Annotated in this window: 16 protein-coding genes and 1 pseudogene; 10 read left to right on the forward strand and 7 right to left on the reverse strand. The window is 61.7% G+C overall.

Annotated elements, in window-relative coordinates; translation table 11 throughout:
• Positions 1-154: 154 nt before the first annotated feature.
• The 6 genes from NKI22_RS19595 to NKI22_RS19620 form a co-directional block, all read right to left on the reverse strand.
• Entirely contained in the window at positions 155-859 is a 705-nt protein-coding gene (locus tag NKI22_RS19595; protein WP_352484264.1) for a Crp/Fnr family transcriptional regulator, read from the reverse strand.
• Between the two features lie 592 nt (positions 860-1451).
• Entirely contained in the window at positions 1452-2126 is a 675-nt protein-coding gene (locus NKI22_RS19600; RefSeq protein ID WP_352484265.1) for a protein-L-isoaspartate(D-aspartate) O-methyltransferase, read from the reverse strand.
• Between the two features lie 192 nt (positions 2127-2318).
• Positions 2319-3491: a tyrosine-type recombinase/integrase gene (locus NKI22_RS19605; RefSeq protein ID WP_352484266.1), complete on the reverse strand. Its 1173-nt coding sequence runs from the start codon at positions 3489-3491 to the stop codon at positions 2319-2321.
• Positions 3481-3897 carry a type II toxin-antitoxin system VapC family toxin gene (locus tag NKI22_RS19610; protein WP_352484267.1) on the reverse strand — a complete coding sequence of 139 codons (417 nt, stop codon included), beginning with the start codon at positions 3895-3897 and terminating at the stop codon, positions 3481-3483. The genes NKI22_RS19605 and NKI22_RS19610 overlap by 11 nt, the downstream gene beginning before the upstream one ends.
• Entirely contained in the window at positions 3897-4139 is a 243-nt protein-coding gene (locus NKI22_RS19615; RefSeq protein ID WP_031195006.1) for a type II toxin-antitoxin system Phd/YefM family antitoxin, read from the reverse strand. The genes NKI22_RS19610 and NKI22_RS19615 overlap by 1 nt, the downstream gene beginning before the upstream one ends.
• 361 nt (positions 4140-4500) lie before the next feature.
• Complete coding sequence (locus tag NKI22_RS19620; protein WP_352915355.1) at positions 4501-4743, reverse strand: DUF982 domain-containing protein; 243 nt, start codon at positions 4741-4743, stop codon at positions 4501-4503.
• Positions 4744-4900: 157 nt separating this feature from the next.
• On the opposite strand from NKI22_RS19620, the gene ligD reads away from it, so the two are divergent.
• Entirely contained in the window at positions 4901-6679 is a 1779-nt protein-coding gene (gene ligD, locus NKI22_RS19625) for a DNA ligase D (protein ID WP_352484269.1), read from the forward strand.
• Positions 6680-7624: 945 nt separating this feature from the next.
• Positions 7625-7792, forward strand: coding sequence for a hypothetical protein (locus tag NKI22_RS19630; RefSeq protein ID WP_352484270.1), 168 nt, complete (start codon positions 7625-7627; stop codon positions 7790-7792).
• A gap of 468 nt (positions 7793-8260) precedes the next feature.
• On the opposite strand, the gene NKI22_RS19635 is transcribed toward NKI22_RS19630, so the two are convergent.
• Entirely contained in the window at positions 8261-8671 is a 411-nt protein-coding gene (locus NKI22_RS19635) for a hypothetical protein (RefSeq protein ID WP_352484271.1), read from the reverse strand.
• 364 nt (positions 8672-9035) lie between these two features.
• On the opposite strand from NKI22_RS19635, the gene NKI22_RS19640 reads away from it, so the two are divergent.
• From NKI22_RS19640 to NKI22_RS19675, 8 genes and pseudogenes are all read left to right on the forward strand, one after another.
• Positions 9036-9218, forward strand: a complete 183-nt coding sequence (locus NKI22_RS19640; protein ID WP_031195005.1) for a DUF3606 domain-containing protein — start codon at positions 9036-9038, stop codon at positions 9216-9218.
• Between the two features lie 123 nt (positions 9219-9341).
• Positions 9342-10118 carry an exodeoxyribonuclease III gene (gene xth, locus NKI22_RS19645; protein WP_352484272.1) on the forward strand — a complete coding sequence of 259 codons (777 nt, stop codon included), beginning with the start codon at positions 9342-9344 and terminating at the stop codon, positions 10116-10118.
• A gap of 16 nt (positions 10119-10134) precedes the next feature.
• Positions 10135-10365 (forward strand): hypothetical protein, encoded by a 231-nt coding sequence (locus tag NKI22_RS19650; protein ID WP_352958706.1) that lies wholly within the window; start codon positions 10135-10137, stop codon positions 10363-10365.
• Complete coding sequence (locus tag NKI22_RS19655) at positions 10362-10676, forward strand: hypothetical protein (RefSeq protein ID WP_352496216.1); 315 nt, start codon at positions 10362-10364, stop codon at positions 10674-10676. Before NKI22_RS19650 ends, NKI22_RS19655 begins: the two co-directional genes overlap by 4 nt.
• A complete protein-coding gene (locus tag NKI22_RS19660) occupies positions 10673-11296 on the forward strand; it encodes a cysteine hydrolase family protein (RefSeq protein ID WP_023722180.1) in 624 nt (207 codons plus the stop codon). Before NKI22_RS19655 ends, NKI22_RS19660 begins: the two co-directional genes overlap by 4 nt.
• A 20-nt stretch (positions 11297-11316) precedes the next feature.
• Positions 11317-12165, forward strand: a complete 849-nt coding sequence (gene nadE / locus NKI22_RS19665) for an NAD(+) synthase (RefSeq protein WP_352484276.1) — start codon at positions 11317-11319, stop codon at positions 12163-12165.
• 269 nt (positions 12166-12434) lie between these two features.
• A complete protein-coding gene (locus NKI22_RS19670; protein WP_084643038.1) occupies positions 12435-12644 on the forward strand; it encodes a hypothetical protein in 210 nt (69 codons plus the stop codon).
• 983 nt (positions 12645-13627) lie between these two features.
• A pseudogene (locus NKI22_RS19675) lies at positions 13628-14577 on the forward strand (IS481 family transposase).
• Positions 14578-14639 lie beyond the last annotated feature (62 nt).

Raw genomic sequence — 14639 nt, forward strand, 5'->3', positions numbered from 1 at the left:
TTTGGGGGGTCCCCTACCGACCGAGGTTTCTCCCCCCCCCCCCCGCCGCCGCGGGGGGGGTGGGAAAGGCCCGCAGGCGGCAACCCACTTTGGCCTCGAAACGACGGAAAATCATAAGACAAGACGGTTGAACCCGAGCTAGAGGTAATAACCTTTACCTGAGGTACTCGCTGTCGAATCCGGCTGTTTTGACCAGCTTCTTGCGGTTGATCACCTCTACATGGCCTGTCTTGAAAGCGACGAGATCGGCCTTGCGGAGTTCCCTCAACGTCCGATTGAGGTGAACGGTGGTCATTCCCAGGATGTCGGCCAATTCGTGCTGGGTAAGGGGACACTCATATCTTCCATGGGCCGATAGGCCAACGATCGAGAGCCTCTCCTCCAACTCGAGCAGGAAATGGGCGGTGCGACTCATCGCGTTCCGGCGCCCGGCATTCATGAGATGTTCGGCAAGGATGGCGTTCAGGCGGGCCAGGGAGCAGGCGATAGTCTTGCCGAGGCGGCCTTCCGACAAGATGGCCTCTACCAGTTTCTTGCTGGAAATTTCATATACAGCTAGTTCGGTTATGGACGCCAGGGACGCTAAACGGGGTCCGTCCACGGAACGGAACCCGACAATGTCCCCCCGCAGAGGAGTGTCGATGATCTGCCGTTCTCCGTCCAGTAGTCCGCGGTAAAGGAGGGCCCAACCCGATTTTACGATGAATATCCCATCGTTGTTGTCATCCTGGCGGCATATCACCGAATGGGGTTTGTAAATTCTTGCGGCCACACCGAGAAAATCGTTGTTACCCCAATCGTCCTTCGAGAATGTCCCCCCTACGGGATGCGAGTGTATGAACTGCAACAGTGTTTGCATGTTGCTTCAATTTCCGCACAACCTACAATAATTTCTCCCGCACGAGTTTGACAGAAGGACCACCCACGGTAGAGGCAGCATGGCCTACTGTCCTCGTCTGTTCGAATGAGGTAGACTGCGTTCAGATCAAGGGATTGCAAGCATCAGGCGGTCAAGTCTTCCGGCTTCGGCGAGACGATCTACGCCAAGCCCTGCAGAAGTGTGGTGAGATCATTGCTCAGCAGCAGCTAGCCTGCACGAAGCAAGGGCGGAGCCTATCCAGACTCGCATCTTTACGAGCACTTCGGGCTCGTACGTCTGACCCGACTTGGACGTGGCGTGTCGTGGCTGAAGGCGTGAGTACTTGTCCGAGAGCCGGATGCGGGAGATCTGCAGGTCCGGTTCGATGAGCGGGGTGTGGAAACGGAGCCAAGGTTGGATCAATAAGGCAGGACAAGACGAAGGGGCGGCAAACAGATATGTTCAACCTACCGCCATTGCGCCACACCTCGACTCTACCGTTTCTTCGCGTTCACCAAGGGCGAAGAAACGCGGAAGGCTGGCATCTGATTGACGGTCGGAAACGCGCGGTCGCGCCAGTTGTCGCACCTCATTAGACCGTTTCGAGCCGGCTGAACCGAACCGGGATGAGTTTGCGAGTCTTCAGTTGCCCTGCCGAATCCTTGTCGATGACCGTCAGCAACTGCACATCTTCAGGTCCCACAGGCAGAACCAGGCGTCCCCCCGGCTTGAGCTGCTCAAGCAAGGCCGGCGGCGCCCGCCCAGCCGCCACGGTGACCAGGATCTTGTCGTATGGGGCGTGCTCAGGCCAGCCGCGCGACCCGTCTCCGACACGAATGCCGACATTGGATAAGCCGAGGCCCTGCAGCAGAGCCTCGGCATGGCTTGCGAATTCCTCGATGATTTCGACGCTCCAAACTTGCCCGGCGAGCTCCGCGAGAATTGCGGTTTGATAGCCCAGGCCGGTGCCGATCTCGAGCACCGCCTCGTGCGGCTGCAGCGCGAGGAGATCGGTCATGAGAGCGACGATGAAAGGCTGCGAGACGGTTTTATCGAAGCCGATCGGCAGCGGCATGTCCTGGTAGGCATAAGTTGCAACCGAGGCTGGCACGAAGAGATGCCGCGGCACTCGCCGCATCGCTGCCATCACCTGCTCATCGAGCGCCGCCTTGCCGAGTTCTTCGCTTGCAAGGTCGGTATGGATTGCAATCATCTCGACCATGTGCCTGCGTAGGACCGCGAGGTGCTCTTCGTTCATTGGCTTCATGACGGTGGGGCTTCCCTCAACCAGCTTGCTGCCAGAGAGCCTTATATCCTGTTCGTCACGGTAGCGCCCGCGATCATTTCCATTACGGGTGCCCAGGGCAAGCGTGGGTGACAGTCACAGTCTTGGCAGGCTATCGCCGGCGGCGACTCTTGAGATTCTGGGCGCGCCGCAAGGGTCGGATCGATCTGCGACTCAGACGATTATCCGCGCCGCCCGCCCGAGCGTGCGTTCCGCGTCATTGTAGTAGTTCGAGGCCTGCTGCACAGAGCGATGCTGCGACTGCTGCATGGCTTCGGGCAACGGAATGCCGCGGCGTGCGGTTTCGGTGAGATAGCCGGAGCGCAGGCCGTGGGCGGAGAAGGCTTGCGGATCGAACCCGGCCTCGGCGATGCGGCGCTTCAGGATCAGATTGACGGCCTGCGGCGTCAGGGCGCGCGCTTCGAGATTGCCCCAGCGGTCGATGCCGCGAAACACGGCGCCTTCAGTGACGCCGGCGCGCTCGAGCCACGCTCGCAGCACCGTCACCGGCCGGCCGACGAGCAGCACGAAAGCGTCGCCATCGGCCTGTGTCGTCTTGGTCCGGCCGAGCCGGATTTTTAGGCAGGGAATTTTTTGCCCCTCTGAATCCTTGCGATCCGCGGGCACCGGCTCTTCTTCGATGAGCTGTTCGACGCGGAGGTCAGAAACCTCGCTGCGGCGGCGACCGCCCGAGGCGAAGGCGGTGATGAGCAGCGCGCGATCGCGCATGTCGACGAGGCGGTCGCCGGCGCAGGCCTTCAGGAGGGCGGTCAAAATGTCAGCAGTCACCGCTTTCTTGCTCTTGCGGTTCCGCGGCCGGGCGCCGGCGCGCACCGCCAGTCTGATGGCGCTCTGCAGCCCCGGCGCGTTGAAGTTTCCGACAAGTCCGCGCCATCTGGTCAAGGTGGACCAGCTCGACAGGCGCCGGCGCACGGTGGACGGCGCATGCGGTCTTTTTGTCACCCGTAACAGGCCCTGGGCTACCAGCGACGCCGCTATGTCAGCCGGCATGCCATGGGTCGGATCACTCTCGCGCCGGGAAGAATCCCACAGGTGGTGGGCGACGAATTTGATCAAAAGCGTTTCCGGCGCCGGCCAGGGCAGCGGAGAACCGGTGGCGGCAAAAGACCATGCCTCGAGATAGCCAAGGTCGGAGGCCAGCGCGCGGAGAGAGTTTGCGCCGATGCCTTCTTTGGCCAGGTGGCGCAGCGTTGCGACATCGTCGTCGGTCAGGATTTCGGCCAAAAGATCGCGCCGGTCGAAGGGCAGCACCGAATCCAATGCGTCGAGCGCCTCGGCGCGTCGAACACCATTGCCAGGTGGCCGAGCGACGAGGTCAGTTGCCATTGGCGAGCGGTCCGAAAATGCGGACTCCCTTGCCGCCCGCGGCAACGGCGAGCTTGCGATCGAGGGTCGCCAGCGGCAACTCGGTTTCGATGGCCAGCGCAAGGTAGGCGGCGTCATAGGCACTGAGACCGTGCGCGGCCGCTAGCGCCAGCACCGCGCCGTCCGACCCGCCGCCGGCGTCCTCCAGCGGCAATCGGCGCAGCCGTGCCATGGCGGTGGCCGCTTCGCCTGCGGCGATGCGGCTACGCCGCTCGGCCATCAGCACGACACTGCGCGCCTCGTGCCAGAACAGCGACGGCACGGGCGATCGCTCCGTCAGGCCGGCAACCAGGGTCTCGGCGACCGCGCTGTGCTCCTCCGGCAGCAGCCAGGCCGCGGCTATGGACGCGTCCAGGACGAGACGCATCAGTAACGGTGGCCTTCATGCTTCCAGGCCAGAATTTCCTCGGTGGTGACAGGTTTTGCGTGGGCCCGCGCGGCGCGGACCTCTTCGATCAAGGCGCCCAGATCCTGGTTTTGGGGAAGGCGGGACAGCTTGGCAATGGGATCGTTGCCGCGCGAAATGATCACCTCCTCACCGGCCTCGACCTTAGCGAGCAGTTCCGAAAGGTGGGTTTTGGCCTCGCCAATTTTCACCGTGATGGTCATTGTTTTGTCCTCGTAGGAGCTTGCTGTGCTGTAGCGCGCTATGCGACTCGCGTCGCGCTGAGCCCAGCCATGCACGACAAACACGGTTCTGCACCACGATAGCGCCGATTCCGCAGATTGGTCAAGCCTTGGTCTGATCGCTATCGATAAGAGGTAATTATCGATAGTGAGAAGGCCAGAGAAAATCCCCTGCAAGTCAGCTTAAATGCCGGATAGCTTGACTATCGCTGAAGGCGCAGCGGTAGTCGGCAAGTCAATGATCCTCGCTTGCCAGTTCTACGACCGCCGCCTCGCTGCAGAGCCGACGATGCTCTTTGTTAGGTTCGTGCCCGACCAAGAGTAGGGCTTTCGGTCGCAGATGCTAAGGAGGCACTAGGTTTCCCTCTTCCTTGGCCGCTTCGAGAAACGCCCTGCGGACCACTTCGGGTTTCACCTGATCGATCATGGCATCCATGCAGAGCTGCACTGCGCTGTGCCACTTGGGGCCACGCTTGGTCCACCGCAACAGTTGCTCGGCGGCTCCCTCGACGTTGTTGCACTGATAAGCAATGCCAGGACGGGTGGTCCTTACGGAGACCGGCGGAGAGAACCAATGGAGCGACATTCGTACATAAGCGACGGCTTAACTAAGAGTTCCCTCAACCACGCCCGGTTCGAGCAAGGATCGGGTAAACCGGCTCGGGGCCTTGCTCCTCCGGCCAGCCCTGTTGCGGAACCTATTCACTGGCCGCAAGGTTTGGGTGGAAGGTCAGGAGTATGCCATGAGTTCCAAAGCTGGGGATGGCCAGCTCTCTTTCATTGAGTTCCAGTCGCCCACGCTGGTCGAGAATGCGCCCGAGGGCGGCGAATGGCTTCACGAGATCAAATACGACGGCTACCGCACCGAGCTGATCATTGAGGGCAGTAAAGCGCGGGCCTTCACGCGTCGTGGCTACGACTGGTCGCATCGATACCGACGAATTGTTCAAACAGCGGCGGGCTTGCCGGTGAAGGCGGCGATCATCGACGGGGAGGCTGTCGTTCTCGGCGACAGCGGCCTGCCGGATTACCAAGCCTTGGAACGGGAGTTGGGCAATCCAGACTCGGCGAGGCTCATCTTCTACGCGTTCGACCTGCTGCACCTCAACGGGCGCGATCTACGACAGCAGCCGCTGGTGAGGCGCAAGGCAGCCCTAGAGAAGCTGCTTAAGAACTCAGCGCCGACACTGACCTATGCCGAGCATCTGGAGGTGAGCGGCACGGACGTGTTTGAACATGCCTGCCGAATGGGCTTGGAGGGGATTGTCTCCAAGCGCACCGATGCCACGTACCGCTCGGGTATCCAGACCAGTTGGCTCAAGGTGAAGTGCATCAAGAGCGACACCTTCCCCATTGTCGCTTTCGTGGAAAAGCTCGGCGCTCACCCGCGCCGTATCGCATCGCTTTACATGGGCCGCCGCGAGGGCGACCGACTGCTCTATGCCGGGAAGGCTCGCAGCGGCTACACCTTGAGCGCTGCGCGACTGGTTCGAGAGCGGCTTGACCCGCTGATCATCAACAAATCACCTCTGTCAGAGCCGATCGTGAAACCGAAGGCGACATGGGTCAGACCGGACGTGCTGGCCGAGGTGCAATTCAGTGGCGTAACAGATCGCGGCGTGCTGCGTGAAGCCGTGTTCAAGGGTCTGCGAGAAGACCTCGTGGCGATCCCGGCCAAGCCTCCTGCGCCATCAAAGCGACGTGGGCCAGCCCGGGAATATGGCGTTCCCAGCGAGAACATCCTGCAACTGCTGCCCGAGGCGGTCTCGCCGTCCAAAGAAGAGCTTGCGCGCTATTGGCAGAGGGTTGCCGATCACGCACTCGTCCATCTCGGCCACCGACCGCTGAAGCTGGTCCGCCATGCTCTCGGCGCAACCTTTTACCACAAGGGCGCGCTGCCGAAGATCCCGCCAGCAGTGCATCAGTTGCGCGTTCAGAAGCGCGAGGGTGGCGAAGGTGTGCGCGTGTGGGTGGACGACCTTGCCGGCCTGCTAGGGCTGGTCGAGATGGATGCTGTAGAGCTGCATCCTTGGAATGCCACCGTTGATAACATCGAGCATGCCGACCGCATCGTTCTGGACCTCGACCCGGGTGAGGGGGTCGAGTGGGATGAGGTCATCCGGACCGCGCTAGCGCTCCGCGACATCATGGAACCAGAAGGTCTGGAGAGCTGGCCGAAGGTGACGGGCGGCAAGGGAATTCACCTGATGGCCCCACTTGCGACGAAGATCACGCACGACAATGCCCGGCTCCTTGCCCGGTCGTTCGCCAAGCGCCTCGCTGAAGCTCATCCTGACCGCTATCTGCTCTCCGCCGCACCGGCAGCCCGAAAGGGCCGCATCTTCATCGATTACCTCCGCAATGGGCGCGGCAACACGGCGGTCGGCGCCTTCTCCCCACGAGCGCGACCTGGCTTCCCAATCGCTCATCCCGTGACCTGGAGCCAGGTTGAGGCAGCCATCCGTCCAGATGCCTTCACCATCGACCGTCCGTTCAGGGCGGCCGTCAGAAAGGCAGCGTGAGGATCAAGGGCAGGAAACGAAATTCCCGGCAGGGATTTTTGTCAGCAGTCGGCGAAGACGCCTAGCCGAACAATGGATCACTCAACTATTTGCCGCAGAGGTCGAGCTCTATCCAGGCGAGCGCATGATCACTCGGCTTTTCCCAACCTCGCAAATCAGCGTCCACGCCGGCATCACGTAACCTGTTCGAAAGTGATGGGCTCACGAGGAGATGATCCATTCGGAGGCCGGAACTCCGTTCATAACCGCCCCGGTAGGAGAAGTTCCAATACGTGTAGATGCCTTTCTGTGGATGGATGCGGCGGACGGCATCAATCCAGCCGTTACCCAGCATTTCGGCGTAGGCTTGCCGGCTCTCCGGAAAGGTGACTGCGTCCGCCTAGCCAACGTCTCGGCACCACGGTTGCCACGAACGAGCTTTTATCGGCCGCACGGCCGCAAGCCGCTCTCCCATCTGGTTTAGACATTGGTCATCCTCTCGGCTCTCCCTAACCGCCGAGCGTGGGAAAAGATTCACTTCGCCGGTCTCGAGCATCGGGGATCACTTCAGGCGCCATATTCCGCGGAGTCCGTCAGGCTGGTGAACTTTTAGGGCCGGCGCTGCGTTCCGTGCAGCGAACTCGGTTGATGCACAATGACGGAATCCAACGCTCGTCCCGCGCCGCAGAAAAAGGATGCACGTGGTGCCGAAGCCCGCTTTTCGTTCGATCGAATGGCGATCGAGCGGTTCCACACAGGCTGGACCCCAGGCGGTCGCCATCAGTCAGCAGTAGACCTGCCCAAGCTCCGCCCGACCGAAGAATCCGTGTGTTGCGGCCGCCTTAACGCCGGATGTGAGCGCGCATTGATTTGGTAAAGTGATTCCCAGATCAGAGAGGGGGGGCGGGTATCGCTTGGAAGTTAACCGCAAGAATTGTCATATCGCTCCTTAGCAGCGTGGAGAAAATGTTCGTCGCTGGATACCGCCCTTACAAGGCGGAAAAGGGCACCGCGGCGGAAATGACAAACCCGCCGAGCGCGAGGCGCGGCGGGCGGTCACGCGTCGCGCCAGGCTGGGCGGGGGCTTGGGGTACGCCTGGTGCAGCCCTGTTCCATGCCGGCGAAGCCGACTGACAGCGCGCCTGGTCAGGTGCCGGCCGCTGAAGGCGGCTCGAGCGTCGACGATGCGGAGACCCACACCCGTCCTTGAGGCCATGCAGCGTGCCAGTCTTAGCGACCCCCGGCCGGGCGTGCCGATCGGCGAACTGATCGCCCGCCTGCCAGCCCGTCTCCGCGCCATGACACCTCCGAAAACAGGATCCTAACCGTCCTACAATATCCTCGGGGGTGTGGTGGCAGACAGCCAGGCAGACAGCCCCCACGGGGTAGCTCACCGCCCCAGCCGGCGCAGGAGCCGCCAGCTGAAGTAGAGCAGGGCCCACAGCACGGCCGAGGCCAGCCAGCTAACTGGTGAGCGTGACGGTCAGGCCGGCGAGCGTCAGCGCCGAGGCGCCGAGCACGGCGAGGAGGCCCCGGAACCCCTGCCGAACCGCGCCGACAGGCGCGTGAACCGGCCCATGTCCGCCGCGGATGTCCAGAGCTTCAGAACATCCGCCGTGGCGCGATAGCCTTGCGCCGTGGCGACGATGCCGAGGAGGTCGGCGGCGGCTGTGCGCAGGCTGGCCAACGGGGCAGGCGCAGCACGCCCCTAAGCGTGGCGCAGGCGGCGGCGAGATCGCCGGCCCTGGCGAGAGTCACCGTGGCGCGCAGCGCCTCGCCATCGACGGCGTCGCCGGCGAGCCGCACCAATTCGCCACGCAGCGGCTTCGACAGCCGGCCGCCCTTGCTGGCGGCCTTGAGAACCGTGGCCCCGACGCGTGCCGGCGTGGTGGCGCCGAGGATGGTCACCGTGACGACCGCGATGGTGAGCCCGACGGCGGCGAGGCCGAGGATGACCGGGTCATAGGCGGCGCCGTCGAGATAGGCGCAGCCTTCGTGGATCAGGTCGCGCACGTCGCCGATGCCGGATGCATCGGTGACCAGGGCGCCAGCCAGGCAGCGGGGATTGTCGCGTCGCCGGGGGCGGCGCCGCGCAGGTATCCCTGGCGACCCGGCCGAGGTCGGTGGCCTGCGCCGCGCGACGCGGTCGCTCAGGCTGGCGGGCAGGGGGGGTGCAGCTGGTCGGCCAAGTCGTGCAGGCTGGCGGCGAGCTCGGGGGCGTCGTCGGTGAGCGCCTGGTCGACTGAGGGCCTCGAATACATGGGCTGATTCAACAAACCCGGCCTGGATTCGGTTCCATGGCCCGCGCGTCGAAGGATTGAACCGGAAGAGTCCGGCTGCGTTGTTGGGACTGGAACGGCAATCCTCGGAGGAAGAAATGGCAAGCACTGGAACAACACGTGGACGCAATCAGGACCGTGCCAGGGTCGCTGGTGGGCAGGATCATGAAATGAAGTACGAGGCGGGCAAAACCGGCGCCAGCAAAGCTGACGTCAAATCGGCAGTGAAGTCGCTCGGCAACAGTCGCAAGAAGGTCGAAGACGAGCTGGGCAAGAAGTGAACCTCGGCCGCACAGGATGCCGGCGAAGTTGGCGATACCAAGAGCTGGGGGTTCAGCGCAACGGGATAGGCCACGCCCCCCTGCGCGCCGGTTGCCGCCAGTATCTCATGAGGGGGCATGCACATGACCCGCATCGCCACCTTCAATGTGAACGGCGTCAACGGCCGGCTGCCTGTGCTCCTGAAGTGGTTGGGCGAAACCGACTACGATATCATTTGCCTGCAGGAATTGAAGACGTCGGACGACAAGTTCCCTGTCGATGCGATCAGAGAGGCGGGTTACGGCGCCATCTGGCACGGCCAGAAATCCTATAACGGTGTGGCAATCCTCGCTCGCCGAATCGAGCCGGTGGAACGTCGACGCGGCCTAGCGGGCGATCCAGACGATACCCACAGCCGCTATATCGAGGCCGAGGTAGATGGGATAGTCGTAGGCTGCCTCTACCTGCCCAATGGCAATCCAGCGCCTGGCCCAAAGTTCGACTACAAGCTGCGCTGGTTCGATCGTCTCATCAGCTACGGCCAGCATTTGCTCGACGACGGGGCACCAAGCGTTCTCTGCGGCGACTACAATGTCGTTCCAACCCCAATCGACGCCGTGGTGCCGAGGCGATGGCTGGGCGATGCGGTCTATTTCCCGGAGAGCCGGCAGGCCTATGCCAAAATGCTCAAAGGTGGCTGGATCGATGCCGTCCGGCGCATCCATCCGGAGAAGGGCATCTACACCTATTGGAATTTCTCCTACCGGGGCGGCTTCGATCGGAGTTCCGGCCTGCGCATGGACCATCTCCTGGTGAGCCCCTCTCTTTCCGACCGGCTGCGTAATGCCGGCGTGGATGTCGAGCTTCGCGGGTGGGAGAAGCCAAGCGACCATGCGCCGGCCTGGATCGAGCTCAATTGAACCACGAGGAACACGGATGGTCGAACCCGATTGTTCCGAAATGAACGAGTCAATCGACAATATCTCTCTCTACGCGGCCGGCGGCTACAGCTTTGCGGTTGAGACGCCCCAAGAAGGCCGGACGCAGAACGCCCACGATGCTGAGACCAGGATGTTGCGAGCCAAGAAACTGCTCACTTTGGGTTTCGCGTTGCCTTTTTCGTTCGGCTTCTCGGTTCGACGCAAGCTGACGAAGGTGATCCAGTGAAAAATGTCGCTGCTTACGGATCCCAATCTTCCGATGGGCTCACTGCTGCGGTGCCGCGTCCTCGGAGGAATCGCGGCGGATGTGTCGAGCGGGGAACCGCCAAACGCAACAACCGCCTACTGGCGGCACCGCTCCTGCTGCACCAGGATCATCCACCATATGAGTTCGCCTACATGCCACTGAACAAGCTCAAGAATATCGAGGACTACTTCGTCGGCTGCCAAGTCGCCGAAGGCAAGGAAGCGAAGATCGTGGGTCATCAGGACAAGTCCGAGGCGCAGAGCATTGTCAGGGAGGCGGTCGGGCCTTGACGAAATTGGACCAAGCCCTGCGGTTTGGACCGCTTCGTGAGCGCTGGGTTCACCTCTGCGTCGACATGCAACGGATGTTTGCCGAGGCGACTGAATGGCACACGCCGTGGATGGAGCGTGTATTGCCCAATGTCGTCGCCCTCGTCGAACTTGATCCGGCGCGGACGATCTTCACCCGGTTTATTCCCCCTCAATCTCCCGACGACGCAGTCGGCGCCTGGCGGCGGTACTATCACAAGTGGGGGACGATGACCCGCGATCGGCTCGATCCTCAGCTGATTGATCTTGTTCCGGAACTGGCGCGGTTCGTGCCGCCCGCTTTGCTGGAGGACAAACCCGTCATGTCCGCTTGGCACGGGTCACTGCATGCTCGCCTGCGGTCTGCGGGCATTGATTCACTCATCGTGTCAGGCGCGGAGACGGAGGTTTGCGTGCTCGCCACTGTGATGGGGGCGATCGATCTCGGCTACCGGGTGGTCATCGTGGCTGATGCGGTATGTTCCGGAGCTGACTCGACCCACGATGCCATGCTCGCGATCTATGAGAGCCGCTACGGCATGCAGGTCGAGACGGTGACCACCGCCGACCTCCTGGCCGCGCGGCTGGACGGAATGTTGTGACATCAGGAGCACCACTGCGCATGACGGAACAGGAAATGATCATCGACGGGTTGGGCGTCACTCCGAGTTTCGATGTCGCGCTGGAAGCGCGCCGGCGCGTGGACTTTCTCGTCACCTATCTTCGTGCATCGGGCCTCAGTGCGTATGTGCTGGGGATCAGCGGCGGAGTGGATTCACTCGCCGCGGCCCTTCTGGCTCAACGGGCCGTCGAGGAACTGCGAAAGGCGGGATACGAGGCAAGATTCGTGGCGGTTCGTCTCCCGTACGGCACTCAGGCGGACGAGAAGGACGCCCAGCGAGCTTTGGACACCATAGGAGCGGATGAAGTGCACCGGGTCGACATCAAGCCGGCTGCCGACGCGATGCTGGATTCGATCAAGCTGGCCAGTGTCGAGCTCGGCGATGCCGGCCGCGAGGATTTCTTGCTTGGCAACATTAAGGCGCGTCAGCGCATGATCGCCCAGTTCGCGCTCGCCGGCGCCACCCGAGGGCTGGTCATCGGCACCGACCATGCGGCTGAGGCATTGATGGGCTTCTTCACCAAGTTCGGCGATGGTGCCGCCGACATTCTTCCGCTTTCCGGGTTGAACAAGCGCAGGGTTCGCGCCTTGGCAGCGCATCTGGGCGCTCCGTGTGAACTTGTTGACAAGATCCCGACCGCCGATCTGGAGAACCTCGTTCCGCTTCGGCCGGACGAAGATGCATATGGTCTCTCGTACGATCAGATCGACGACTTCCTCGAAGGCCGAGAGATCGACGAAGCGGCGCGCACGCGCATACTTCATGTGCATTCCAGCACAGCGCATAAGCGAGCGCTTCCGGTCACAGCCATTGCCATGACTAATTCGCCATTGCCGCATCGCCAATAACTGCCTCACGATACACGGCCGACGTGCTCGCCGCAGCCACCGCGAAGCCGAGCCAGAGCCATTCCACGCGAGAATGGTAGGGCCTGCGCGAGGCTCAAGACGTCCCCTTCGCCCGCGCCCAAACTGCCCGACGGCTAGCCGGCATCATCGAAAACAATGAGATGTAGGCGCGACTGCAGAGTGCATTATTTAATCGATTGACTCGCGGAATGCACCGGCAGTTAATTTCCCGGTAGGGCAAAAGAGGGGCCACGAACTGGGAGCAAACGATGACTGTGCAAAAAGAAGAGGACTATCGAACCAACAGAGCCGACTATGCCATTGCTGCGACGCATAGCCGAGCGACCGCTGAAGGCGATCGCCACGATTTACTGGCAAGAAGAAAGTCGCTGTGGGTAAAAGATCGGCGATCTGCAAAATTGGCTGCAAACCCGTCGGAAAGCTCGCCAGAGCCGAAGGCCAAACCGCGCGGTTATTGAATCAACGCCAGTCACTTCGTCCTGCTATCGTCAAGCGCGCCCCTGCGGGGGGCGGCGCTTTGCAGTGCATAGCGGCCGAAATGGAAATCGGCGGATCGGGTCTCATTACGATCGTGCTGCGCGAGTGGCTGGAAACTAACGCCTAGCTGCCAAGGCGGGAGATCGACGAAAACGGATGGGGACGCGTAGACGCGTCTTCCGCGATCGCGGAATTACCTGAAACGCCAAGCTCGCTACTATTCACGTGGCGGACCCCAACCCGCCAGGCCGGCGCCGCCAAGCGTTCTTACCCCACGCCCCCAGAGGCGCCGGCCGCCTTCAGAAGGAAGGCAGCCGAGTTTGCGGGTTTCTGACACTGCATCGCCGGTCATGTCAGCAGCGTGTACTCTCATTCAGAAGAGGAAGCTTACGGCAAGTGCCACCACTCTCCGCGATTGGCTCACAGCATCCTGACACTTGCGGGTTCGGTCAGATCAGGCATGGCGCTTGAAGGGTCCGGCAACCTGTTGGCGTCTGGTCCAATCAACCAATGCGAGCCATAAGGCCGTTGGCAACCGCGACCTATAGCGTGCTCACTGGCGATGTGTTCTGTGGATGGCTCCCGTTGAAAGAGGCAATTCGTTGTTCTGGCGCATTGGTTGGGTGCCTGTTCATGCAGCCATTTGAAGCTGCTGGCCCTGATGGGGTCGGCGACGCTGCTGCTAGCCGCAACGTGCACACCGCGATCCATGACGCGCTTCGCCTATGCGCGATACTTTGTAGCGAAGCACAGGTTTGTCGAAAGGAGCGAAGTCCTTTTGCCATTTCAAGAAGCGGGAATTGCCGGAAATGCGAGTGGGCGTATAGCTACGATGCTGACCATGCCTCACCCCCTTGAAAGCCCGGGAGAGGGCCGGCAGCGGGTGGTCGCCTTTAAGGTGGCCTAAGTGTTTGATCCCGAGCTTTGATGGTGCATTCTTTTCTTCCGAATCGAAGGAGGCACTATGGGCCAGGTTCTTCACGGCAGCGCCACGACGACAGAGGCAGTCCGTCGAGCAATCAAAATAGTCAAGAGAGCCTGAGAGCGCTGGCGAAGCGCTACGGGATCAACCAGAAGACGGTCATCAAGTGGAAGGGGCGGACGTCGGTCGCCGATGTGCCGACGGGGCCGAGGAACCCCTCCTCGACGGTGCTTACGATCGAGGAAGAGGCAATGATCGTCGCCTTCCGGCGGCACACCTTGCTGCCGCTCGATGATTGCCTCTACGCACTGCAGCCAACGATTCCGACCCTGACGCGTTCATCCCTGCATCGCTGCCTGCAGCGACATGGGATCAGTCGCCTGCCGGAAGTCGAAGGCGACAAGCCGGCCAAGATCAAGTTCAAGACCTATCCGATCGGCTATTTCCACGTCGACATCGCCGAGGTGCAGACGGCCGAAGGCAAGCTGTACCTCTTCGTGGCCATCGATCGGACCAGCAAGTTCGCCTATGTCGAGCTGCACAAGCGGGCCACAAAAATGATCGCGGCCGAGTTCCTGCGCCATCTCACCCCGGCGGTTCCCTACAAAATCCACACGATCCTCACCGACAACGGTATCCAGTTCAAAAACCGCGAGCAGGACCGCACCGCCATGGAGCACATCTTCGGGCGCACCTGCCGGGACAGCGGCATCGAGCATCGCACGACCAAGGTGAAGCATCCCTGGACCAACGGACAGGTCGAAAGGATGAACCGAACCATCAAGGAAGCCACCGTCAGACGCTTCCACTAGGACAGTCACCAGCAGCTCGAAGCCCATCTCGCAGACTTCGTCAGCGCCTACAACTTCGGACGCAGGCTAAAGACCCTGAAGGGACTCACACCATACGAATTCATCTGCAAAATCTGGACAAAAGAGCCAAAACGATTCAGGCTCGATCCTCTCCATCAAATGCCGGGACTAAACCCTTAGGTCACCGGCGGGCGGAGCTTGCGTTTTTCTTTCGGAAGGGAAAGTCTCGCGCGAAATGAAGG

Source organism: Mesorhizobium sp. M0778 (genome assembly GCF_040320105.1).
Classification (GTDB): Bacteria; Pseudomonadota; Alphaproteobacteria; order Rhizobiales; family Rhizobiaceae; genus Mesorhizobium.